The following is a 24254-nucleotide window of genomic DNA, read 5'->3' as shown; positions in this document are numbered from 1 at the left end:
AACTCCTGCTGCGATTTGCGGAAATCATATCTGTAAATTGTTTTATTTGCATCAATACAAGATGGTGGAATATATTGATTCCCGACACTAAATTTTTTTATGGATTTTCAAGCAACAAATAAGAAGAACTATCCATCTGAAATTGTTCAGATAAAACGGACAGGTAATGTGTTTTTAATAGAAGCTACTAATTGTAGTTTAGAAGTGCAGGTTTATTCGTCAAGAATAATTCGTTTTCGTTATGGAATAGATTATTTATCAACTGATTTTTCCTATGCCAAAGCACCCGATTTTAATTTCACAGAAACAACAATTGAACAGATAGAAGATGATAGACAGTTTGTGATAAAAACTTCTGAAATTATTTGCCGGATTGCACGCGACACATTGAGTATTTCGCTCTTTACGATTGATGGAAGGTTGATAAATTGTGATGATGGAGGATTTCATTGGGAGCCTAACCCCGGTTTTGGAGGTCATTATGTTTATTGTACAAAACAAATTCAGGAGCATGAAAACTTTTTTGGACTTGGTGACAAAGCAACTTCACAGAATTTGCGAGGTAAAAGATTTTTAAACTGGGGTACCGATACTTATGGATTCGCTAAAGAGCAAGATCCATTGTACAGAAATATCCCTTTTTATTTTGGCTTGCATCACAACATTTCATACGGTATATTTTTCGATAACAGTTTTCAGACGTTTTTTGATTTCGGTAAAGAAAGTAACACTCATGCAAGTTTCTGGGCAGAAGGCGGACAAATGTCTTATTACTTCATTTATGCACCAACGTTGTTGCAGGTAGCCGAAGAGTATTGCAAAATAACAGGACTCCCTGAATTGCCGCCAAAGTGGACATTAGGTTATCATCAAAGTAAATGGAGCTATTATCCCGAATCAGTTGTTAAGGAACTGGCAGGGCATTTTCGCAGTAAGGCAATTCCATGTGATGTCATTCATCTTGACATTGACTACATGAAAGGCTTTAGATGTTTTACCTGGGATGAAGAACGTTTTCCGGATCCTAAAAAGATGATTGCAGAATTGCGTGAACAAGGTTTTAAAATTATTGTAATCATTGATCCGGGAATAAAAAAAGATAAAGACTATTGGGTTTTTCAGCAAGCATTGGAAAAAAATTATTTCTGCAGACGGCAAGATGGCGACTATATGGAAGGAAAAGTGTGGCCTGGAGATTGTTATTTTCCTGACTTCACACATCCTGAAGTGCGGAAATGGTGGAGTGGCTTGTATAAAGAATTAATGGAACAAGGTGTGAGTGGTGTGTGGAATGATATGAATGAACCTGCAGTTTTTGAGATTGCAACATTTCCAGATGATGTAAGACATAATTATGATGGATTGAATGTTAGCCACCGCATGGGACACAATGTTTATGGTATGCAAATGGCCAGAGCAACGTATGAAGGGCTTAAACAATTTGTTCCGGAAAAAAGACCTTTTGTTTTAACTCGATCCGGATTTTCCGGTGTGCAGCGTTATGCAGCAGTTTGGACAGGTGATAATGTTGCCTCATGGGAGCATATTTGGGTAGCCAACATGCAATGTCAGCGGTTGAGTGTATCGGGCATTTCGTTTTGCGGAACAGACATTGGTGGGTTTATTGGCGAACCTGATGGAGAACTGTTTGTTCGTTATATACAGATGGCAATTTTCCATCCATTCTTCAGAGGCCATTCCAGCAGCGACCAGGGCGACAAAGAACCGTGGGCTTTTGGTGCAGCCTATGAGGCACTCATCAGAAAATCTATTGAGTTAAGATACCAACTTATACCATACATATACACCACTTTCTGGCAGTATGTAAACAAGGGAACACCCATGATACGACCCTTGGCATTCCTTGCACAAGATGATGTTGAAACTCACATGCGCATGGACGAGTTTGGTTTCGGAGATCAATTGCTGATTTGCCCTATCAACAAAAGTGCTTCCAGCGGACGCTCTGTTTATTTGCCTAAAGGAAACTGGTATTACTACTGGAACGATAAATACTATCGTGGCGGACATGAATATGATATTGAAGCACCATTAGACCGCTTTCCGCTCTTTGTTAAAGAGGGTGCAGTAATACCACATCAGCCAGTAGTACAACACCTGAATGAAAACACACCTCAACCAATCACTTTGCACATTTATTATTCAGTAAATAGAAATGTAAGCTATTTTTATGAGGATGATGGTGACAATTATTCCTACAAAGAAGGTAATCTTTCTGTGAAGAAGTTTACGGTTTTTGGCAATCGAAGACAGATGAGAATCATTTGCGAAAAAACAGGTGCATATCAATCAGCCAATGCTGAATGTCGTTTGGTGCTTCATGGACTTCCTTTTCGCCCACATCAGTTGATGATTGATGATAAAGAAATTTCTTTATCCAGACGGTTGCGCGACAAAACACTAACCATCAATGTAGCAGCCAACTTCAGCAGAATAAAAGTTAGTTGAGGTTTGGATAGATGAAAATTACACCCTTGAAATAAAAATGCCGGAAACACTGTGTTACAAAAGGTAGCAATAGTGCTGTCAAAAAAGCAATGATTACATTAGTCTTAATTTTGTTCATTTGTGGTGTAGCGAACTAAGAAAATGAATATTGAACAGATAACAAAAAGGGCTTGCGAAGCCACTGCAAAGGCAGCAGCATTTATACAAAAGGAGAGTTTGACATTTGATAAATCAAAGACAGAGCAAAAAGGCCTGCACGATTTGGTGAGTTATGTAGATAAAACGGCAGAGAGAATTCTGGTAGAAGCATTTCAGAAAATATTACCCTCAGCAGGGTTCATCACAGAGGAGTCAACCATTTCTAAAAGCGAGAATGAACTACAATGGATTATAGACCCTCTTGACGGCACAACTAACTTTATACATGGTCTGCCTTGCTACTGTGTGAGCATTGCTTTAAGGCAAGGCGATACGTTAGTGATGGGCATTGTGCATGAAATTAATTTTAATGAAACATTTTATTGCTGGAAAAACGGTGGGGCATGGCTTAATGGCAAACGTATTCATGTTTCCAAAACGGATAAACTACAAAATGCGCTTCTGGCAACAGGGTTTCCATACACCAATTATTCCAGAATGGAAGAGTATATGAAAGTCTTTGACTACTGCATGAGAAATACCAGAGGTTTGCGAAGGTTAGGCTCTGCTGCTGCCGATTTAGCTTATACAGCCTGTGGAAGATTGGATGGCTTTTTTGAATATGGTTTAAATTCCTGGGATGTGGCAGGTGGTGCTTTATTGGTAAAAGAAGCAGGCGGCAAGGTAGCCGATTTTTCAGGAGGCAATAATTTTATTTTTGGCGAAGAGATTGTTGCCTGCAACAGCGGTACCTTTGAAGAATTTATGGAAGTCATTAACCGCTCATTTAAGCAGTAGCATGAACCATCGGCAGATTTTTTTACAACATGTAGCACAAACCAGTCAGGCACCATTGGCATTACAGCTGCAGCGCGCAGAAGGATGCTTTCTTTATGATACAGATGGAAAGGAATATATTGATTTGATATCGGGTATTGCAGTCTGTAATATAGGACACAATCATCCTGAAATTAACGAAGCTATTATTAAACAGGTTGGGCAATATAGCCACACCATGGTGTATGGCGAATTGGTACAAAGTCCACAAACATTGTTTGCACAAAAGCTGGTAGCCCACTTACCGTCAACACTCAATTGCACCTACTTCGTCAATTCCGGAGCCGAAGCAATTGAAGGCGCCATGAAGTTGGCAAAACGCACCACAGGAAAAACTCAGATGGTAGCTCTCACCAATGCCTATCATGGCAGCACGCAAGGTGCATTAAGTCTGATGAGTAATGAGTATTTTACATCAGCGTTCCGCCCATTGATTCCCGGAATACAGTTTTTAGATCCGGAAAAGCCCGATTTCGAATTACTCACCGGTCAAACCGCTTGTATGGTGATGGAACTGATTAAGTCAGAAGAAGGCTGCAAGCCACTGTCTAAAGAATTTGTGCAACAGGTTGCTGCTATCTGCAAGGCAAAAAATATTCTGCTTGTAATTGATGAGTGTCAGACCGGTTTCGGACGCACAGGAGAGTTGTTTGCATTTAGAGGGTATGATATCACTCCTGACATTCTTGTCCTTGGCAAAGCCTTAGGTGGCGGAATGCCACTGGGCGCATTTATAACAGATAAGGCAATCATGGATAACCTAACCCACAGTCCTGTGTTAGGTCACATTACCACTTTTGGAGGCCATCCGGTGTGCTGTGCAGCAGGTCTGGCTGCTTTCAGCTATTTGACAGAGAGTCAATGTTACCTTGATGCTATAGAGAAGAGTTTACTTTTTCAAAAGCTTTTAAATCATCCTAAAATAAAGTCAGTTTCAGGGAAAGGACTGTTGCTCGCTGTGGAGTTCGAATCAGAAGATTATTGTCTTCAGGTCATCAGGCAATGTATCGAGCACGGCTTGTTTACCGATTGGTTTTTGTTTGCACCACAATGCCTTAGAATAGCACCTCCTTTAACAATCAGCAATCAACTCATTGAACGTTCATGTGAAATAATACTGAACGTGCTAAATAATTAATCGGTTTCTTCATATTTCGGCAGTATTTTTGTCTTCATGTACATGAAGATATTTATTTTTAACCTTTCAAAACACAGAAATTATGAATGTATTAATTGTTGAAGATGAGCGCAGCCTCTCTCATGAAATGGAAATTTACCTGACAAAACAGGGCTTGCATTGCGATGTTGCATTTACAGGTGCCAAAGCATTAGAAATGATGTGGGTTAATTCCTATGATTTTGTATTGCTGGATATTGGTTTACCCGATACCAATGGCTTTGAAATCTTAAAAGAAGCCAAAAAGAATGCTATTGACAGTGCATTCATTGTACTGACAGCACGAAGCGAAACAGACGATAAAATACTAGGTCTGGATTTAGGTGCTGATGACTATTTAGCCAAACCATTTTCGCTGCCTGAACTACATGCACGCATGCAGGCAATTTTAAGAAGAAAACACGGACTTAAAGTACAAATGATTGACATCAACGGTTTCATGATGGACTATCAGAACCGTACGCTAACATACGAAGAAGCACCTGTTGTTTTGACTAAAAAAGAATTTGACTTATTGCATTATCTGGCATTGCATAAAGGCCGGGTGTTGTCACGTTCGCAGCTAACAGAACACATTTGGGGAGATGTAATGGATGATGATTACGATTCAAACTATATTGATGTCCACGTTAAAAACCTTCGTAAAAAATTAGCTGCTCATGCACCAATTGAATGGTTTGAAACAGTTCGTGGAATAGGCTACAGGTTGAATGCCCAATGATTAACCTTACCTTTGGCGGGAGATGAAGCTCCAGTTAAAACTTGCTATATATAATGCCCTGAGTAAAGCTCTTGTGTTGCTGGCGTTCGGGGCATTAATGCCTTTTATTGTAGAAAAGGTTGTTTATAATCACATTGATCAAAGATTAAAAGCGCGCACATCAAAGGTATTGCGTATTATAGAAAAAGGCGGACTCAATGACATTGCACGAGAGTCTGACTGTACATTTGAAAGTTACAATATCCTTAAAGAAGAATTCATCCTGATAGAACCACTTTCGGGAATGAAGGATGTAAAGCCAACAGTAATTACCAACGAAGAGTGGGAAATTGATGGAGAGAAATTGAATCACCGCATCATCCGTCAGTCATTTATTTACGATAACCAGATTTACAGTTTACAGATAGGTGAGGGTATAGACTCTCTCAATAAACTTAAAAACACAATTAGCAAACTTGCTCTTTGGGCTACCATTCTCACCATTATCGTTTCAATATTTGTTGATTTTGGCTATGCACGTCTGTTGTTACGTCCGTTAAACGAAATTGTAGAACGAAAACTTAAAGGCACAAAGGATCCTGTGCATTTTAATGATGTACCTGTTACAACAACTACTCTTGAATTTCAGCAGCTTGATATTAGTTTAACTGAGTTGATGCAACGCATCAAAGCTGCATTTCTAACTGAAAAAGAATTTATTTCTAATGTTTCGCATGAATTGCAGACGCCAATTTCAATTCTGAAAACGAGATTTGAAAATATGCTCATGGATGAAAAGATTGATGATGAAGTAGCTGATAAGCTTGATGATTCAATCAGAAAGTTGAACAGGATGAGTAAAATCATCAAATCATTGCTAATGATTTCAAAAATTGATAATGAGCAATTTTTGAAAAATGAAACGGTGAATATAAAAGCTTTGATTCAGGAGATTGTTGAAGATTTTCAGGAGCATTTAAGTACTAAAAATATCAGGCTTTATATACAGCATCTGGATGATTTTGAGTTTCCAAATGCAAACAGGACTTTACTTTTCACACTTTTCAGCAACATTATCACTAATGCCATAAAATATAATGTGGAGAACGGGCAAATTGATATTAGTGCTACTAAACAAGGTAGTGTTTTTGTGGTTGAAATCAGAGATACAGGGGTGGGTATTGTAAAAGAGAATCTCACACATATTTTCGACAGGTTTAAGAAGTTTAATAAATCAACAGAGCCAAGTTTTGGATTGGGGTTGGCTATTGTTAAAACCATTTCTGATTTTCATCGTTTAACGTTGAGTGTAAGTTCGGAAGCTAACAAAGGCACAACTTTCAGAGTGGAATTTCCTGTATCTTCATTCACATAAATTTCACAGGTAAATATGTAAATTTGCTTCCGATAATTAAGAATGAAATGAATGCTTTAAATCTGATTTTATTTTCTTCCTTTATTGGTTTATCTCTAAACGCTTTAGGTCAAGATCAGGTACGTTCAATCAAAACAGGTGGTCGTCCGGCCGAGGTAAAAGAAATCAATAACACTCCTGTCATCATGATTCATAAATCAAAAGATGCACAAGAGAACAGAACTTCGCCAATGCCGGCCAAGAAAAACAATCATCGCTGTATCAAAAAAATAGGTGCCTGTACAGAAGGTGGCGAAAGGACAAAAGAGCTTAAAGAGCCGGTTAGAATCAACGAGAATCAGTAATCGCCTATGGTGAGCATCACTAAGGTGCACGCTTCTTCACATTCAATACCTTGTTTTTCTGCTTTGTTTTTTAATGATTCGTTTTCAGCTCCCGGGTTAAAAATAATTCTTTTAGGATGTAGTGATAAAATATACTCCTCTAACGGTTTTTGTCGGTCGGCATTAAGATACATTGTGACAGTATCAATTCCTTTAAAGTCGGAGAGGTCTGTAATAATAGTCACATCTTCCACTTGTGCAGGTTTACTACCCACTGCTACCACAGGATGACCAAAATAACGTAACTTATAAATGGCTTTGTTAGAGTAACGTGCCGGATTTGCTGAGGCGCCAAGAACCAAGGTTTTCTTCTTCATTCGTTTACGATTCTATATAGTTTAAATCTTTGGCATAACTTTCTTTAATGCCAAACAAAGATAAGAATGCTCCGGCTATTGCTATAACTCCTACAATAAACATGGAGTCTATCATGTTCCATCCAAACGAATCGCGAAAAAAGGCAAGAAGAAAGGTTAAAATTGCTAACGAACCCCGCACCATATTGGGCACAGTGGTAGTAACAGTAGCCCTGATGTTGGTGCCGAACTGTTCTGAAGCTGTTGTAACAAATACAGCCCAGTAGCCTGATGCAAAACCTAATAAGGCACATATAAAATAAAATACACCAACACTTGCATGACTCATCATATAGAGATAAACAGGTGTTATACAAATGGCGATGATTAGATACAATACCAATATTTTTTTTCTGCTTTTCAATTTCTGACTCCAATAGGCACTTAAAAAATCACCTAAACATGTTGCCAAATAAAAATACATGATAGCATCACCACCGTTAACACCGGATATGCCATTCATTTTTGCAATTTCAGGAGAAAAGACAACTAAAATTCCTATCATGTACCAGATAGGAACACCCACAGCAATACTACTCAGATAGGTTAAAAATCTTTTTCTGTTATTGAACAACATTATCAGATTGCCTCGTTTGCAACTGTGCTCCTGAAGATTTTTAAACATGCCACTTTCATAAACACCTATTCTTAAAAACAGTAAAACCAAACCCATAACACCGCCAATTATGTATGATGACTGCCACGTTACAAAGTGCCCGAGAATGTTTGCAAAAACAGCTCCCAATACACCAAAAGAAACTACAATCATGGTTCCATAACCCCGGTGTTCTTTAGTCATGGTTTCATTCACTAAAGTAATTCCTGCACCCAGCTCTCCCGCCAAACCTACACCTGCGATAAAACGCAAAACAGTATAGGTGTTGATTATTGTTGACGAAGTATAATCAGCCAGCTCTTTTACATAGGCATTAGCAATATTAGCAATAGAGTACATGATAATAGATCCAAATAAAACGGAAACACGACCTTTTTTATCACCCATAATTCCCCATAGAAGTCCACCGGTAAGCATACCAATCATCTGATAACTTAAAAGGTGCAAACCATACTCAGTAACCAATTCGGGTTCGGTAATGCCCAAACCGTTAAGACTGGGGGTACGTACAATACCAAACAAAATCAAGTCATAGATATCAACAAAATAGCCTAATGCAGCCACAATGACGATAATGTTCAGTGGATTTTTAGTCTCTGTATGTTGGGTCATTTACCTGAATGAGTTTTGAAAAAATGCAAGGCTGCCCAGTTCTGATTTTGCTTCATGCTTGAAAGTTTCAAGCCATACTTTCCAAAAGCTTGTGTAATGAGCTCAACATCTTCTGTCAGAAAACCACTCACCAATAATTGGCCACCATCAGACAATGCAATATTGTAAGATGCAATATCTGCCAATAGAATATTTCTGTTTATGTTGGCAAGAATAACTTCGAATTTTAGATCTTTGAGTGATAAGGCATCACCTTGTAACACTTCAATGTTTCTGATTTTATTGGTTTCAATATTTTCAATACTGTTCAGTACACAGTTAGGGTCGTTATCAATGGCAGTTGCAGTAATGCATCCAAGCTTCGATGCAAGTATAGCCAGTATGCCTGAGCCACATCCCATATCTAAAACATGTTTATCAGCAATGTTGGCTGCCAGCATCAGTTCCATCATCATGGCAGTTGTTGCATGGTGTCCTGTGCCAAATGCCATCTTTGGTTGAATTATTATTTCAAGTTCATTGTCTGAAGCATCAGGATGAAATGGTGCACGCACATAAATATTTTTAACCTTAATTGGTGGGTAGTTTTTTTCCCACTCTTCATTCCAGTTTTGACTTTCAATTTCTTCTATATGCCAGTGCGCAGAACAAAAATCATTTGGCTGCAAAAATTCTATGGTATCTAATAATGATTCAGTAAAATTTTCTTTTCTGATAAATCCATCAAAGCCATCTTCTTTTTCTTCAAACATTTCAAAACCAATTTCTGCAAGTTGGGCTATCAGTATTTCACTGAATGGCTGAACAGGGTTTACCTTACAATGTATAGCTATATATGAATTCATTGGAGGACAAATAAAATCAATCAGCTTTATTTATGCAAACAATGTTGATAGGCTGAAGAAATATTTACAGGAAATCAGTAATTGACTTCCGGTTTCTTGAGTTGTTCATTAACCAATTTTGAATAAAATCCATTTTGTTGAATCAATGACAGGTGTGTGCCACATTCAAGTATTTTACCCTGATGCAATACAATTATTTCATCGGCATGTTTTACAGATGAAATGCGATGACCTAAAATTAAAGTTGTGCTATGCTGGAAATAAGGTAACAGGTTTTGCAGCAATTGCTCTTCTGTGCCGGTGTCAAGTGCAGAGAGACAATCGTCAAGAATTAAAAACTGAGGTTTTTTCATGATAGCACGTGCAATGGAAATACGTTGTTTCTGACCCCCACTCAGATTAACACCCCGCTCACCGAGCATAGTATTAAAGCCATCTTTAAAATGAACTATTTCATCATAAACCATTGCGGTTTTTGCAGCCTCAATTAACGATTCTTGACTATACTCTTTTGTTCCAAATGCAATGTTGTTGGCAATGGTATCAGAAAATAAAAGCACATCCTGAGTGATGAAGCCAACCTGCCTTCGCCACCATTCAAGATTGATGTTTTTAAGTGGTATATCGTTAACCAAAACTTCGCCATGCGTTGGATCGTACAGCCTTGACATTAGATTTGCTATAGTAGTTTTACCTGATCCTGTAGTGCCAACAACAGCTATAACTTTACCTGCTGAAAGTTGCAGATTAATATCCTCCAAAACAAAATCTTTGTTTTTTCCGAAAGAAAAAGAAATATTTTTTAATTCAATGGATTTGATTTTGTCAGGTATTTTGCCTGTGTTGTTGTGTTTGATTTCAGGCTCCGTATGCAAGAAGCTATTAATTCTGCGCTGGCTGGCATCTGCTCTTTGGATGAGAGTGATTATCCAACCTAACATACCCACAGGCCACATAAGCATATTGAGATAAATAACAAACTCTGCAATATTTCCATAGGTGATTTGCTTTTTATCAACCAAAATTCCACCATAATAAATTACAGTAACCGAACTAATGCCTACAAGCAACATGATAGCTGGAATAAACAGTGCGTTTATGCGAGCCAATTGCATGGTTTGATTAAAATAATTTTTTGCCTGATTATAAAATAAACCTGCAAAAACATGCTCTTTAGAAAAAGATTTAACTATTCGTATTCCTGCAAAAGATTCCTGTACATTGGTAGAGAGTTCGCTTAAAGCTACCTGAACTTTTTCGCTCTTGGTGTTGATGATTTTCTGCACGTAATATATCAGGATAACCAGAATCGGTAACGGAAATATTACTACTAATGTTAAACCGGGACTGATGTTCATCATGGCTATAAAAACCACAATAATCATCACTGTTATATTGACCAAATACATGATGGCAGGACCAGTGTACATACGCACCCTGCTCACATCTTCGCTGATTCTGTTCATCAGGTCACCGGTGTTGGCCTTGGAATAAAAATGCATATCAAGTTTCTGATACTGATCATAAATCTCATTTTTCATATCAAACTCAATGTGCCTCGACATAACTATTATGGTTTGACGCATCAGAAATAGCAAAACGCCACGTAAAAAAACCACACCAAAAATACCCAATGCATAAAGTGTTAAAGTTTTGGCCGAATCGGAATAATTATGATGGGTGCCTGTAGAAATAAAATCTATTGCTTTTCGGGTTATTTGTGCCGGTAAAAGGCCGAAATAGTTGGCAAATAGCACAAAAACTAGTCCAAGGGCAAGCCGACCTCTATATTTTACGAAAAAGCGATTTAATGTTAACAGATCGGACATGTAAATGAAATTTTTGTTCAGAGCAAAAAAAAACTACTTTTGCGACCTGTTTGCAGGTCGTTGGGGTTGCAAATTAAACTGAATTAACAATCAGATAAAAACATTGTAAATGATTGAATTAAAAGAAATGAAAGAAACAATAGCAACTGCCAATAGTGTTTTTGCACAAGTTACTGATATGAAACACGAACAGGTTGTGTTTTGTTATGACCATGAAACCGGTTTAAAGGCAATTATTGCCATACATAATACCAATTTAGGGCCTGCTCTTGGCGGAACGCGCATGTGGATGTATCAGAATGAAAATGATGCATTGACTGACGTACTTCGTTTATCACGCGGAATGACTTATAAAGCAGCAATTTCCGGACTAAACTTAGGTGGTGGAAAAGCTGTAATAATTGGTGATAGCAAGAAAGATAAAACAGAAGCCTTGTTCAGAAAGTTTGGTCAGTATGTGAACTCTTTAAGTGGCAGATACATCACTGCAGAAGATGTGGGTACTTCAACTAAAGATATGGAGTATATCTCTAAAGAAACCAAGCATGTAACAGGTTTGCCTGAGTCAATGGGTGGAAGTGGCGACCCTTCACCGGTGACTGCCTATGGTGTTTATATGGGGATGAAAGCTTCTGCAAAAGAAGTTTGGGGAAATGACAGCCTAAGCGGCAAGAAAGTGTGTGTACAGGGTGCAGGTCATGTTGGAAGTAATTTGGTAAAACACCTAACGGCAGAAGGTGCCAAGGTATATGTTACAGACATTAACAAAGAAGCCTTGCAACAGGTAGCAACAACCTATAAAGCAGAGGTAGTAGCTCCAGACAGTATTTTTTCTTTAGATGTTGATATTTATGCGCCATGTGCTTTAGGTGCAACCCTGAATACAGAAAATATTAGTAAACTTAAATGTGCCATAGTTTCCGGTGCTGCAAATAATCAGTTAGCTGACGAAGTTGTTCATAGCAAAATGCTTATGGATAAAGGCATATTGTGGGCACCTGACTTTTTAATTAATGCCGGTGGACTTATTAATGTTTACAGCGAGTTGAAGCAATTCAGTCGTGCCGAGGCGCTAAAACAAACCGAACATATATACAAAGTAACTTTAGATATTTTCAAAAAGTCAAAAGAAGAGAAAATTCCTACGTTGATAGCTGCTATGCAAATGGCAGAGAAACGTATTTATGGAGGTAAATAATTTATTGTAAACAAAAACTTTTTCGTTCTTATTAGATTTAATAATTTATGTTAGCCAGACGTCATTTAAGGATTCGGGTAATGCAAGTATTATATACTTATTTTCAAAGTGAAGGATATAATGTGACCAAAGCAGAAAAAGAACTTGTAGAAGGAACCAATCGCCTTTATGAACTTTATCTTGCACTTTTGCAATTGTTGATTGAACTTGCAGAGCAAGAACAACTGTATCGTATAGATGTAGCATCGAAGTTTATTGTAAATAAAAGAGAGTTTGTCCGCTCTTTTGAAAAGACTGCTTTTATAACATGGTTGAAAAACGATGAGCAGTTTTTAGATAATTGTAAGAAGCATAAAATCAGTTGGCAGGCCGATATGGAAGCTGTAGGAAAATGTTTTTACAAACTAAGGCAGCATCCTGCATATCGTGAGTTTACAATGACCAATACTGAGGTTGTTGAAATGGACTGGCTTCTTAAAATGTATAAAGAAGAAATACAGCAGTCGGAATCTGTCAATGGAGTTATTGAAGAAAAGAATATCTGGTGGGCAGAGAGTCTTGAGCTGGCACATGTTATGGTGGTGAAGACTATCAGACAGTTTTATACTACAGAGCAACCGGCAATTTTACCTTTGTTTAAAGATGATGCTGAGGATCGTGATTTTATGATTAGGCTTTTAAAGGAAACTATTAAAAATGATAAAGAGTGGACTACTATAATCGCAGAACGCACCAAGAATTGGGAAGTTGACCGTATTGCATTAAGCGATATGATTATGCTAAAAATGGCAGTCACAGAGGTGATGAAGTTTGATCAGATACCAGTAAAAGTTACCCTTAACGAATATATTGATATTTCTAAAGATTACAGTACACCACAGAGCAAGGTTTTTATTAATGGTGTTTTGGATAAGATTGTTGAAGAACTACGCAAACAAGACAAATTCAAGAAAACCGGACGCGGACTTGTGGAGAATTGACCTTTATGGTGTAATGTAGTGAGGTGTGATGGTGTGGATTTATAATTCACTTTTTTTGAAAAGAGAGGACCCGCAACTTTAGCCTAAAGAAAAATATAGTGTTCCAACTAAACTGTTTTAATTTTCTTAATGGCAATTGTTATCATCATTTGTGCTGCAAGATAGGTGAGTGCAATCCAAAATGATGCATAAGGGAACGATGCTTTAAAATTATTGATGGCATCCAAACTGTCAGTAATGATATAGAGTATGGTGCCTGTAAGTAAGCAATAAAAAACATTTCGTGGTAGTTGATCTTTTGTCAATGCTGACGCTATTCCTGTTAATGTAAGTGCAGATGCATAAATTAACACCGGTATGGTAAGGTCATTCAAATGGGGTAGTAATGTCCAAAGCAGTATGCTGCCATAAGTTATAAATAACAAGGCACAGAAAATGAGATACAGAAGATTGATTTGTTTAAAGGAAATAAGATAAAAGCAAATGATAATATACATGATCTGCATAGCAAGAAAAACAATTATACCTGCCATAAATATCCAATGACTTACTTGACTATAAAGATTAATAATGTCGCCAATCCATGCCAGACTGAGGGCAGCAACCATGCGTTTTTGAATTAGCGTTAAATTACCTACACTTAATCCTTCTGAAAAATACCATAGTAATATGGGTATTAATAAAGGCTTTGTAATAAATACCAACCATTGAAATGCCATAAGGTGAGCAACAAGATGAACCACTGATATAGCAATAAATATTATCAGTTTACTATTCATTATATCTGTTTTGAAGTGTTCATTGGTTTAACATCACCTGATGTTTTATTTAAATGAATGGTGTGAATGGCGATGTAAAGTATGAAATAAAAATACAAATATTCAAATTAAAGTTTGGTAATAAAGTGAATAAACAATCTGTTTGCCTCAGCGAACAGCATTTTGTACTTTTAGCAATGAAACTAAAAGTTTTTCAAGTAGGTCAAGTCGTAGCATATTGGCTCCATCACTCAAAGCTTTGGCTGGGTTTGGATGTGTTTCAATAAAAATTCCATCGGCACCGGCAGCCATTGCTGCACGGGCAATGGTACTGATAAGTTCAGGTTTTCCCCCTGTAACACCGGATGATTGATTGGGCTGTTGTAAAGAATGTGTAACGTCCATCACCACAGGCACATTAAATTTTTTCATCTCAGGAATGCCACGCATATCAACCACCAAATCACCATAACCAAGCATGGTGCCACGCTCCGTAACCATTACCTGATGATTACCCGATTGTCGTATTTTATCTACGGCAAACTTCATGGATTCAGGAGAAAGAAACTGCCCTTTTTTTACATTAACAGTTTTCCCTGTTCGTGCCGCTGCTACCAACAATTCTGTCTGGCGGCAAAGAAATGCCGGAATCTGAAGTACATCAACATAATCTGCGGCTAGTGCAGCCTCATGGCTTTCGTGAATATCTGTAACGACAGGTAACTCATAACGCTGACGGACTTTGCGAAGTATCTCAAGTGAAGGAACATCACCAATACCTGTAAATGAATCAAGTCTTGAACGGTTGGCTTTTTTGAAACTTGCTTTAAAGATATAGGGTATCTGAAGCTTGTCAGTGATTTCTTTTACTGTTCCTGCAATATCCATACACATCTGTTCTGATTCAACAATGCATGGTCCGGCCATTAGAAAAAAATTTCCTGCGGCTGTATGTTTTAACTGTGCAATATTCTGAAGCATATTTATCTAATGCATTTAAATTAAAATGGTGTTATTCTACATACAAAACTAATCCTTTTAGGTATTCGCCTTCAGGATGAAAAACAGAAATGGGATGATCGGCAGGTTGAGAAAGTATATGCAGGATTTTTATCTGCCTCTGTGCTTCTCTTGCACTCTGAAAAATCAATTTTCTGAATGTTGGAACATCAACAGCCTGTGAGCAAGAGAATGTGAAAATAATACTTCCGGCCGGTGCCTTGAGAAAGACAGCTGTGTTTAGGTTCCGATAGCCTATCATAGCATTACGCACAGCATCAAGTCGTTTGGCAAATGCAGGGGGGTCAACTATCCAAACCTGATAAGCGTTTTTATTTTCTTTTAGAAAAGCAAAAACATCATCACAAAAAAAATGATGATTTGCTGCATCGTTTAACTGAACGTTTTGGTTAGCCCAATTTTCTGCACGGCTTGAACTGTCAACAGAATGAACCATTGCAGCGCCTGATTTTAATGCATAAATTGAGAACCCACCAGAATAAGCAAATAAATTTATTACGTTTTTACCCGAACAATAATTACCCAACAATTTTCTATTTTCACGCTGATCAATAAAAAATCCTGTTTTCTGACCTTCAAACCAGTTTACATAAAACTGATGTCCGTTTTCTCTTACTACTTCAAATTGCTTTTCGCCTTTGAAAAATCTGTTTTCGTCATTTTCAAAAAATGAATCTTCGCTCTTATCGTAAATGGTGTTTAACGAATGAGCGTAAATTTTATCTAATGCTTCAGCAATAATATCACGATGTTTGAACATGCCTTTTATATGACATTGTATCACTGCACAATCGCCATAAATGTCAATAATTAATCCTGAAAGCCCATCACCTTCGCCATGTACCAAACGATATGCATTAGTTTCTTTGTTGTTAAATAAATGTATGTTTTTCCTTAGCTGCAATGCATTGGATAATTTTTGAAACCAGAATGCCTCATTCAATTCAACTTTAAAAAATGCAAGAAGCCTGACAGCAATACTTGAATGATGAAACAATCCTGTTCCAAGAACTTCGCCATCATGCGAAAGAAGTATCACAGCATCACCATTTTTCAGGTGTGCAGGCATTTTTTCTAACGCACCAGAGAAAACCCAAGGGTGAAAATTTAATATGCTTTTTTCTTTTCCTTTCTTTAAGCGGATTTCAGGATAGGGTAGTGCCATCTATTTTTGGAATGTGGCAGCTACAACCAGGTCTTTTCCACCTGATGCATAATTATAAAAACCTACTCCTGATTTTTTACCTAAGTTACCCGCTGTAACCATATTTACCAATAGTGGGCATGGTGCATACTTTGGATTTCCAAAACCATCATGCAATACACGTAAAATAGCAAGACAAACATCAAGACCTATGAAATCGGCTAACTGCAATGGCCCCATCGGATGTGCCATACCTAATTTCATTACCTCATCAATTTCATGCACTCCGGCAACACCTTCGTAAAGCGAATAGATTGCTTCGTTAATCATTGGCATTAAAATTCTGTTGGCAATAAATCCGGGGTAGTCATTTACTTCAACAGGAATTTTATTGAGATTAACAGAAAGGTCGAAAATTATTTTTGTCACTTCATCACTAGTCTTATATCCACGAATAACTTCAATAAGTTTCATTACAGGTACAGGGTTCATAAAATGCATACCAATAACCTTGTCGGGTCTATTTGTTACAGAGGCAATTTTTGTAATTGAAATGGAAGAAGTGTTTGTGGCCAAAATTGCATCAGCTTTGCAAGAACTGTCTAACTCTTTAAAAATACTTAGTTTAATATTTTCGTTTTCTGATGCTGCTTCAATAACAAGGTCTGCATTTTTAACACCGTCAGATAGTTTAGTGTAAGTAGTTATACGTTGCAATGCAGCATCTTTATCAGCAACAGTCACTATGCCTTTAGCTACCATACGGTCGAAGTTTCCTGTAATGGTCTTAATGGCTTTTTCTAATGACGTTTCAGAAATGTCTATCAGCGAAACTGTGTTTCCATATTGTGCACAAACATGTGCTATGCCATTTCCCATTGTTCCTGATCCGATTACTGCAATGTGTTTTATCATGAGATGCTTTTTTTAAGATTGTAATTTGAAAATATTTGTTAATTTAAATTGTCGTTAGCATTATTTACCGCGCCCCTGAAAAATAATTTTAACTGTGTAAAAAAGTATTTTAAAGTCAAGTGCCAGCGACATGTTTTCAATATAAATGATATCGTACTTAAGTCGTTCAACCATCTGACCAACATTTTCTGCATATCCAAATTTTACCTGACCCCATGATGTAATTCCGGGACGAACTTTATGTAAGTGTCTGTAGTGAGGAGAGTATAGCATTATTTGATCAATAAAAAATTGGCGTTCGGGGCGAGGGCCCACAAGCGACATTTCGCCAACAAGAACGTTAAAAAATTGTGGTGTTTCATCAATCCTGAACTTACGCATTATTTTTCCCCAAGGTGTTATTCTGCTGTCGTCTTTACTGGAAAGTTTCGGTCCACCGGATTCAGCATCAAGGTACATGCTTCGGAATTTATAAATGTTAAATGGGTTTCCATGCAATCCTATTCTTTCTTGTTTAAAAATAACAGGCCCTTTGCTTGTCAGTTTTACAATGAGTGCAGTGATGATGAAGGTGGGAGTGAGCAAGACTAAAAAAACAAATGATACAATAATATCCATCAGTCGCTTGGCATATTGCTGCCATGCAGGCATCAGTTGAGGATAAATTTCTATGAGCGGTGCACCGAAAATAGAATTCATTTTTACTGAACCGGAAAGAATATCATACATGTCAGGAATGATTTTAATGATGGCATTGGTATCTTCCAGCTCATTAATAATTCTGCCAATATTTTCATGTTCTGACGATTCAATAGCAATGATTACTTCTTCTACCTGATGTTTGTTAATGGCATCGGGAATATTGGCGATACCACCAAGGTGTGGGAGTTTTCCTCCCAGATATTCACCATTCTTTTCATCAACATGAACGAATCCTACAAATTTATTTCCCTGACTTATTTTTTGTGTTTCTAGTTCTTCAAAAATGTGTAATGCATTTTGACTGCTTCCAACCAATAGAGTATTGAATCCAATTTTTCTTTTTTTGATTTTGTCACCTGTAACAGTTGTAATTATTAACCGGAAAAAAACTGTTATGATATAATGAATGATGAGTAATGTGAGAAACGTGTTGTAGTAGCTTTTATATGTAACAATAGTGTCGTCCAGCAGCAAGGCAAAAAATATGATGGTGACACCAATTAAAGAGGCAAGTGCTGTTTGTGCCAGATCGCGCAAACGTGATTTACGATATATGTTATTGTAGGTGCCAAGAAATGCATAAAATAAAACCCAACAAACAGGCAATATTAAAATGCCCGTAAAAAATTTAGGATCGGCAAGTAGTTCTTTGCTGAAGTGAGTGTCACCGGGTTCTATATATGTTTTCCGATAAATAAAAAACATGGTCCAGGCCATCAATGCAGAAAGGAAATCGGCAATAATATATTTGATGACTTGTAAACGCTTATTCATTTTTGATAAATAACAGGAGCAACGAAACTTTAATTATGAACTACCTTAACATTGTCGAAGTAAAAACTCTCATTTGTACTTGCATCAGTACGCTGCATTCCAAAAAGCACTCTGAAACGTTTTGCTGTAGGTGTTTCTTGCATCTTTGGTTTTAGCTCAATGTAAATTTTATTCCAATCTGTTTTTGTATTTAATGTGATAATGGCGTTGTTGATTACATTGCCAAATGGATCAGTTGCTTGTAATATCACTAGAAAAGGAGCAGAATTTTTATAATTCATTTCTAAAAAAACATTGGTGCCATTGTTGGGTAGAATCATTTCTTTAGATTTTACTTCAAAATTATACATGCCTGAATCCAATCGTACAACACCATAGCCACCTTCCATAGCTTGTGATACATCAAGCTCTCCGAGCATACCAACAGGACTGTCACCACTTTTCTCGAATGAAAACAATCCTGAAAAATCTTCCATTAATGGAAATGTAAGGTTGTCAATATAACTTGTTGACAGGTCATTGATATGAACAACTTCTCCGGCTTTCAAGTTCACGGTTTTGTCAACAAATTTATAATATGGGTATTGCAAATGTGTGGCATTGATTCCATTCAGTAAAATTCCACCTTGTATGTAGATAGTGTGTGTGCCTGTTTCTAAAACCGGAAACTTACACGGCATTTCATAAGCACCCACAGCCTGATTGTCCACATATACCCAGGCATCAACTATTTTATGTGATGCACTTCCTTGTGAAGTTAAATCTGTTGTGAGCTTAATGGTGTCAATCTGAATATAGGCAGGGGTTGGCTCTGCAGGGTTTATGATGTTACATGCTTGCAGAATTGATGCTGTTGCAATTGCAGTGAAAAGTTGTTTATGCTTCATCATGACTCAATGAATTTTTGCTGTGACAATTTTTCCATAATTTGATTAGCAACCTTTAATGCTTTGTAACCATCTATTGCACTAACAATAGGCGTTGTGTTATTTTCTATTGCAACTGCAAAGGTTCTTAACTCTTCTTTTATTGCATTACTTTCTTCTACAACAGGGTTGTTGAATTCAATGGTTCTGTTTGGCTTTCCATTTCCAGGGTCAATGATAATGGCAAACGGACTTTCATTTTCTGTTGTATTGCGCATGGAGATTATTTCTGTTTTCTTTTTCAAAAAATCAACAGCTATATAAGAATCTCCCTGAAAGATTCTTGCTTTACGCATGTTTTTCATGGAAATGCGGCTGGCTGTTAGGTTGGCAACACATCCATTCTCAAATTCAATTCTTGCATTGGCAATATCCGGTGTATCGCTTATGATTGAAACACCACTGGTGTTTATATATTTTACATCCGACTTCACAATGCTTAATATAACATCAATGTCATGAATCATCAGGTCAAGCACAACAGGTACATCGGTGCCACGTGGATTAAATTCAGCCAAACGGTGTGCTTCAATAAACATGGGTTGATGTATTTTATTTTGTGCTGCTACAAATGCAGGATTGAAACGCTCCACATGTCCTATCTGGATTTTCAATCCCTTTTGTTCTGCTAAAGCAATCATTTCTTCAGCTTCCTGAAGGGTGTGTGTAATAGGCTTTTCAATAAAAATATGTTTACCTGCATTTAAAGCTATCATTGCATATTTGAAATGTGAAAGCGTTGGAGTTACAATATCCACCACATCACATGCTGCGATCAGGCTGTCTGCATCAGCATAGGTCGCTATGCCTAAAGTTTCAGAAACCTGCTGGCGTGTACTTGCATCATTATCATAAAAGCCTTTTAGATGATATGATGGTAACTCTTTTAAAAGTTTGAGATGTATTTTACCCAGATGGCCTGCGCCTATAACTCCTATTGAAAGCATGAAAAAATTTGCGCAAAAATAGGTGTAAAATGGCTACCTTAAGTAAATTAACAAAAGCAATTAAATGTTTTTTCTCATTGCATAATGCTGAATGGTATCGAACAACAAGAAGGTTTTGGCTTCAATGTGATAACCGTTGCGTTCGTAAAATGGAACTGCATTTTCGCGGGCTTGAAGGTAAATTGTTTTGCAATGATTTGATTTAGAGATATTTTCTGCGGCTTTTATAAGGTAATCGCCTAATTGTTGGTTTCTGTATTCAGATTTTATTCCCATGAATCGAATTTGGGCTTCGTCATTAGTGTTGTAATGTAATCGGCAAACGCCAACCATTAAATCGGCAAATATCAGGCAAATATGAATTGCTGAATGGTCGTCATTAGCCATTTCGCTGCCCGGAGGTTGACCCCAAGGAGCCCTTAATATGTCATATCTGAGTTGGTAGTACTGATTCAGTTCTTCTTTGCTTTCGGGATGAGCAGCTATTATTCTTTGTCCACTTTTCTGATGAAAAAATTCAGAAAGAACAATCATGCGTTAGTAGAAAAATCTTTTTACAATAACCCCCTCTGTAGTCTGCATACGTAGCACATATACACCTCTTGAAAGGCGAGACGTCTGTAAACGACAAGTGTTGCTGTCAGAGCAAATGGTTTCCAGCATGAGTCGTCCTGCAGCATCCATAAGCATAATGCTGACAGGTGTTTTATTGGATTCTGAAAATTGAAGCAATACCTGCTCATGATTAAAATCCGGTAAGACTAAAACATCACCGTCATAGGCATCAAAACGCACTGCTAGTGTGGCTTTTTCTACTGTGGTACCATCAAAATCTGTTTGAAAAAGTTTGTAATAATTGATGCCGCGCAATGGTCTGTTATCTACATAATCGTAACGTTGAGGTACGTTGGTTGTACCTGCACCATTTACTTTGCCAAGGTCTGTATAGTGTAAATTGTTTCCGGATTTTTTCAAGGTGAAATAATGGTTATTTAATTCAGAAGAGGTCAACCAGTTGAGTTTAATTTCGTCATTGTGGCGATTGCCGTTAAAAGACAACAATTCAACAGGTAAAGGATTGCCCGGTAGTGCAATTACAGAGGCTAATGTAACCGGACCATAATCCTTTGTTGAATCGGAAGTTATTGTCCCTGCAGCAGCACTGCCAGTGGTTCCTGTATTTCCTAAATCATCCCATGATGCACCGTTAAAGCGTGCTACTCTCAGGTCGGGAAGGCTGGTAACACCACCACTGTTACCATCCCAGTAAAGTGTAATTTTTCTCTTATCACCACTCTCTTTTGTCATATACCAATACTCCATGCGGCTTACGTGGTCGAGCGGTGGATTCACCACATTGTTGTAAATTACAGTTGGGTTTATGTGGAAATACTCTGTGGTAAAAGATTCTGCACTTTTTGCTGATATGTTTATTTCATCAACAGCAAAAGAACCATTGGTGTTTATTGTTGCACCTGTGCTGTTGTTGTTGTTTATCCATCGGAAGCCAATAAGTAAGTTTGGTAAGTCGTTGCAAGCAGCAGGAAGATTAAGCGGGCCAAAAGCTGTCCAGCGTTTATATAAAGCACAACCACCTACGGTGCTGGAACGCGCAAGTGTGTTTAATAATGTCCAAGTCAATCCATTATCTGTACTATATTCAAGTAAAGCTTTATCTGTACTTAGTGAAGGACTTCTTAAATCGCCAACGTTAATGTATTTAAAACTCATTGAAATATTTGATTTTCCTACTGTATTAATTGGTGGAGAAACTGCTCTGATGTCAGTAGTAGGATTAAAACCACCACTTGTTAAAGTATCGTAAATGGCACCACAATCACCGGTTGGACAGATGAGGCAACTTGCACAAGGCGAAGTACTTATATGCAAAGTGGCATCACCACCTGTAGCGCAACCACCGGAACAGGTGTTGACAGGTCTGCCGGCTTCGGCACAGCTGACATAAAACATATTAGGTCTATTGCCATTAGTGCCTGAGTTTGTTACAGACCAAGAACCATTAATACCGGTATAGCCGTTGGCATCACATAAAGAAGTGCATCCATTGTTAAAATTTTCTGTCCAAAATAAGCCGGAATCTACGGGAGCTCCAGAGGCTGATAATCCTGCAGGCTGAACATCATTTGCCATACCAACAGGAAAAACAAAGGCAGAGCTGCCTAACTTTTTTACAGGGCCTTCAACAAAACTATTGTTGTTTGATACGGTATTTGCTTTTGCCCCCACATTAAAAATTAATGGGTTGGTGGTACTGGTATAAATTTTTCCTCCATTAAAGTTCACCAATGAATCAACCATCAAAGAACGATTTAAAGTAATACTTGCGGGAACAAGTTTAGCCATTGTCAGTTCATGAATCTGAAAATGTCCGTTGCCCCAAACGGTGCTGTTGCCATTTCCGGAAAAAACCAACCTGCGCCCATAGCCATTATAATATTTCCAGGTGCCATCCATATAAACATCGCCCCAAATTTCAGTTCCTGTACCAATATTGTTGTAGGTATTTCCAGGTCGGATAATAACATCACCTCTTACCTGAACACCTATAGTTGCATTGACATCGTTGTTTGTAAAGTTGACGTAGTTTGTGCCTGCTCCTCCTATATCCATGCTGCCTTTGATAATGGGATAGCTTGCGGAACCATTAAAATGTGAATTTGCGAAGGAACCGGTAATAAATGGCGTTGATGTATAATTCTCGTAAATAAAATTTGGATAATAGGCTTGCGATCCACCATTAGTTGTGCTTACAGAAGGATTTGAAGCACCTACCTTTCTGAAAATCCAATTTGCTGTTGCAGGAATGGAGATTATTCCACCCTGATAGCTTGATTGCCAGTTATTGCATGACGAAACTGTACACTTAACAATTGTTGCGCCAGCACTAATTTGCCAGGTAGCTCCTGCGTTAAATGTAATATTTGCAGCTCCGTATAAAGAATCTATAAAAGTTCCGTTAATAATTAAATCTGCAGCAGCACCATTATTGATGGTTAGATTAGCATTAGCTGTGGCAATTAATGTTGCACCCGGGCTTACAACTACCTCATCAATAGTTGCACCGGTAGTGATACGGACATCAGTTCCGGCCATTATTGTTATTGTTTGATCGGCCGATGTAGGCGTTGTTCCGGCAGGCGACCATGGACCTCCAGGCCCTACGCTACTTTGCCAGGTACTTGTTACATTCCAATTGCCGGATGCAACGGATTGATAATATAGAGCCATACATGTCTGCTGATACTAAACCTGCAAAAAGTGTGGCTACAGAAAATCCTGAAAAACGCTTTCAATGTCAAAACAGTATTTTATGGTTCAATTGGCAAAAGTACTTGATATAATTCTAAAACAATGCATTTTTTTTACTGCTGTCAGTAATTTATTTTTTACGAAAGAAAATGAATTTTGTTTTTGATGACTACATTAAAAGAAACGGCTTTTTTCATATAAATAACAGAGAAATAAGGAAAGTAATTTATCAACATTTTAGAAGAGAAAGCGGATGATAAACACTTCATTTTGCTTTTCGCAG

21 protein-coding genes are annotated in these 24254 nt (G+C 37.7%); 8 read left to right on the top strand and 13 right to left on the bottom strand.

The window, feature by feature from the left end; all coding sequences use genetic code 11:
- Positions 1–99 precede the first annotated feature (99 nt).
- The 6 genes from V9G42_10345 to V9G42_10320 all read left to right on the top strand — a co-directional run bounded on the left by V9G42_10345 (position 100) and on the right by V9G42_10320 (position 7040).
- Positions 100–2469 (top strand): glycoside hydrolase family 31 protein, encoded by a 2370-nt coding sequence (locus V9G42_10345; GenBank protein MEI2759813.1) that lies wholly within the window; start codon positions 100–102, stop codon positions 2467–2469.
- 141 nt (positions 2470–2610) lie between these two features.
- Positions 2611–3405, top strand: coding sequence for an inositol monophosphatase family protein (locus V9G42_10340; protein ID MEI2759812.1), 795 nt, complete (start codon positions 2611–2613; stop codon positions 3403–3405).
- A gap of 1 nt (position 3406) precedes the next feature.
- Positions 3407–4582, top strand: a complete 1176-nt coding sequence (locus V9G42_10335) for an aspartate aminotransferase family protein (protein ID MEI2759811.1) — start codon at positions 3407–3409, stop codon at positions 4580–4582.
- Positions 4583–4664: 82 nt separating this feature from the next.
- Entirely contained in the window at positions 4665–5342 is a 678-nt protein-coding gene (locus tag V9G42_10330; protein ID MEI2759810.1) for a response regulator transcription factor, read from the top strand.
- Positions 5343–5364: 22 nt separating this feature from the next.
- Positions 5365–6696, top strand: coding sequence for a HAMP domain-containing sensor histidine kinase (locus V9G42_10325; protein ID MEI2759809.1), 1332 nt, complete (start codon positions 5365–5367; stop codon positions 6694–6696).
- Between the two features lie 47 nt (positions 6697–6743).
- Positions 6744–7040 (top strand): hypothetical protein, encoded by a 297-nt coding sequence (locus V9G42_10320; protein MEI2759808.1) that lies wholly within the window; start codon positions 6744–6746, stop codon positions 7038–7040.
- On the opposite strand, the gene V9G42_10315 is transcribed toward V9G42_10320, so the two are convergent.
- The 4 genes from V9G42_10315 to V9G42_10300 form a co-directional block, all read right to left on the bottom strand.
- The gene (locus V9G42_10315) at positions 7034–7396 is read right to left on the bottom strand and encodes a CoA-binding protein (GenBank protein MEI2759807.1); all 363 of its coding nucleotides are present in this window, start codon (positions 7394–7396) and stop codon (positions 7034–7036) included. The genes V9G42_10320 and V9G42_10315 overlap by 7 nt on opposite strands.
- 4 nt (positions 7397–7400) lie before the next feature.
- Positions 7401–8663, bottom strand: a complete 1263-nt coding sequence (locus V9G42_10310) for an MFS transporter (GenBank protein ID MEI2759806.1) — start codon at positions 8661–8663, stop codon at positions 7401–7403.
- Complete coding sequence (prmA, locus tag V9G42_10305; protein ID MEI2759805.1) at positions 8660–9508, bottom strand: 50S ribosomal protein L11 methyltransferase; 849 nt, start codon at positions 9506–9508, stop codon at positions 8660–8662. The genes V9G42_10310 and prmA overlap by 4 nt, the downstream gene beginning before the upstream one ends.
- Positions 9509–9582: 74 nt before the next feature.
- Positions 9583–11337, bottom strand: a complete 1755-nt coding sequence (locus tag V9G42_10300; protein MEI2759804.1) for an ABC transporter ATP-binding protein — start codon at positions 11335–11337, stop codon at positions 9583–9585.
- Positions 11338–11446: 109 nt separating this feature from the next.
- Between V9G42_10300 and V9G42_10295 the strand changes: the two genes are divergently transcribed.
- Together V9G42_10295 and nusB are read left to right on the top strand one after the other, a co-directional pair.
- Positions 11447–12535, top strand: a complete 1089-nt coding sequence (locus V9G42_10295; protein ID MEI2759803.1) for a Glu/Leu/Phe/Val dehydrogenase — start codon at positions 11447–11449, stop codon at positions 12533–12535.
- Positions 12536–12615: 80 nt separating this feature from the next.
- Positions 12616–13515 carry a transcription antitermination factor NusB gene (gene nusB, locus V9G42_10290; protein ID MEI2759802.1) on the top strand — a complete coding sequence of 300 codons (900 nt, stop codon included), beginning with the start codon at positions 12616–12618 and terminating at the stop codon, positions 13513–13515.
- Positions 13516–13622: 107 nt separating this feature from the next.
- Here the strand turns inward: nusB and V9G42_10285 are convergent, their stop codons facing one another.
- The 9 genes from V9G42_10285 to V9G42_10245 all read right to left on the bottom strand — a co-directional run bounded on the left by V9G42_10285 (position 13623) and on the right by V9G42_10245 (position 23950).
- The gene (locus V9G42_10285) at positions 13623–14294 is read right to left on the bottom strand and encodes a lysoplasmalogenase (protein ID MEI2759801.1); all 672 of its coding nucleotides are present in this window, start codon (positions 14292–14294) and stop codon (positions 13623–13625) included.
- Positions 14295–14441: 147 nt separating this feature from the next.
- On the bottom strand, positions 14442–15242 hold the full coding sequence (kdsA, locus tag V9G42_10280; GenBank protein MEI2759800.1) for a 3-deoxy-8-phosphooctulonate synthase: 801 nt from the start codon (positions 15240–15242) through the stop codon (positions 14442–14444).
- Between the two features lie 43 nt (positions 15243–15285).
- Positions 15286–16458 (bottom strand): class I SAM-dependent rRNA methyltransferase, encoded by a 1173-nt coding sequence (locus V9G42_10275; GenBank protein ID MEI2759799.1) that lies wholly within the window; start codon positions 16456–16458, stop codon positions 15286–15288.
- Positions 16459–17349, bottom strand: a complete 891-nt coding sequence (locus tag V9G42_10270) for a 3-hydroxybutyryl-CoA dehydrogenase (GenBank protein MEI2759798.1) — start codon at positions 17347–17349, stop codon at positions 16459–16461. It lies immediately after the preceding gene.
- A gap of 63 nt (positions 17350–17412) precedes the next feature.
- On the bottom strand, positions 17413–18828 hold the full coding sequence (locus V9G42_10265; GenBank protein MEI2759797.1) for a sugar transferase: 1416 nt from the start codon (positions 18826–18828) through the stop codon (positions 17413–17415).
- Positions 18829–18857: 29 nt separating this feature from the next.
- On the bottom strand, positions 18858–19718 hold the full coding sequence (locus tag V9G42_10260) for a hypothetical protein (GenBank protein ID MEI2759796.1): 861 nt from the start codon (positions 19716–19718) through the stop codon (positions 18858–18860).
- Positions 19715–20701 (bottom strand): Gfo/Idh/MocA family oxidoreductase, encoded by a 987-nt coding sequence (locus V9G42_10255; protein ID MEI2759795.1) that lies wholly within the window; start codon positions 20699–20701, stop codon positions 19715–19717. The genes V9G42_10260 and V9G42_10255 overlap by 4 nt, the downstream gene beginning before the upstream one ends.
- 60 nt (positions 20702–20761) lie before the next feature.
- Positions 20762–21235 (bottom strand): GNAT family N-acetyltransferase, encoded by a 474-nt coding sequence (locus V9G42_10250; GenBank protein ID MEI2759794.1) that lies wholly within the window; start codon positions 21233–21235, stop codon positions 20762–20764.
- Positions 21236–21238: 3 nt separating this feature from the next.
- On the bottom strand, positions 21239–23950 hold the full coding sequence (locus tag V9G42_10245; protein MEI2759793.1) for a T9SS type A sorting domain-containing protein: 2712 nt from the start codon (positions 23948–23950) through the stop codon (positions 21239–21241).
- Between the last annotated feature and the right edge of the window lie 304 nt (positions 23951–24254).

This window comes from Bacteroidia bacterium (genome assembly GCA_037045145.1).
Classification (GTDB): domain Bacteria; phylum Bacteroidota; class Bacteroidia; order AKYH767-A; family OLB10; genus OLB10.
This window is presented reverse-complemented; position numbering and strand designations above follow the sequence as displayed.

Bases quoted from the DNA above. Each gene is read 5' to 3' on its own strand.
- V9G42_10285 (MEI2759801.1), bottom strand. From the start codon at position 14,294: ATGAATAGTAAACTGATAATATTTATTGCTATATCAGTGGTTCATCTT.
- V9G42_10255 (MEI2759795.1), bottom strand. From the start codon at position 20,701: ATGCTTTCAATAGGAGTTATAGGCGCAGGCCATCTGGGTAAAATACAT.
- V9G42_10245 (MEI2759793.1), bottom strand. From the start codon at position 23,950: ATGGCTCTATATTATCAATCCGTTGCATCCGGCAATTGGAATGTAACA.
- V9G42_10320 (MEI2759808.1), top strand. From the start codon at position 6,744: ATGAATGCTTTAAATCTGATTTTATTTTCTTCCTTTATTGGTTTATCT.
- V9G42_10295 (MEI2759803.1), top strand. From the start codon at position 11,447: ATGATTGAATTAAAAGAAATGAAAGAAACAATAGCAACTGCCAATAGT.
- V9G42_10345 (MEI2759813.1), top strand. From the start codon at position 100: ATGGATTTTCAAGCAACAAATAAGAAGAACTATCCATCTGAAATTGTT.
- nusB (MEI2759802.1), top strand. From the start codon at position 12,616: ATGCAAGTATTATATACTTATTTTCAAAGTGAAGGATATAATGTGACC.
- V9G42_10300 (MEI2759804.1), bottom strand. From the start codon at position 11,337: ATGTCCGATCTGTTAACATTAAATCGCTTTTTCGTAAAATATAGAGGT.
- V9G42_10310 (MEI2759806.1), bottom strand. From the start codon at position 8,663: ATGACCCAACATACAGAGACTAAAAATCCACTGAACATTATCGTCATT.
- V9G42_10260 (MEI2759796.1), bottom strand. From the start codon at position 19,718: ATGATGAAGCATAAACAACTTTTCACTGCAATTGCAACAGCATCAATT.
- V9G42_10335 (MEI2759811.1), top strand. From the start codon at position 3,407: ATGAACCATCGGCAGATTTTTTTACAACATGTAGCACAAACCAGTCAG.
- V9G42_10330 (MEI2759810.1), top strand. From the start codon at position 4,665: ATGAATGTATTAATTGTTGAAGATGAGCGCAGCCTCTCTCATGAAATG.
- V9G42_10275 (MEI2759799.1), bottom strand. From the start codon at position 16,458: ATGGCACTACCCTATCCTGAAATCCGCTTAAAGAAAGGAAAAGAAAAA.
- V9G42_10340 (MEI2759812.1), top strand. From the start codon at position 2,611: ATGAATATTGAACAGATAACAAAAAGGGCTTGCGAAGCCACTGCAAAG.
- V9G42_10325 (MEI2759809.1), top strand. From the start codon at position 5,365: ATGAAGCTCCAGTTAAAACTTGCTATATATAATGCCCTGAGTAAAGCT.
- V9G42_10265 (MEI2759797.1), bottom strand. From the start codon at position 18,828: ATGAATAAGCGTTTACAAGTCATCAAATATATTATTGCCGATTTCCTT.
- prmA (MEI2759805.1), bottom strand. From the start codon at position 9,508: ATGAATTCATATATAGCTATACATTGTAAGGTAAACCCTGTTCAGCCA.
- V9G42_10315 (MEI2759807.1), bottom strand. From the start codon at position 7,396: ATGAAGAAGAAAACCTTGGTTCTTGGCGCCTCAGCAAATCCGGCACGT.
- V9G42_10250 (MEI2759794.1), bottom strand. From the start codon at position 21,235: ATGATTGTTCTTTCTGAATTTTTTCATCAGAAAAGTGGACAAAGAATA.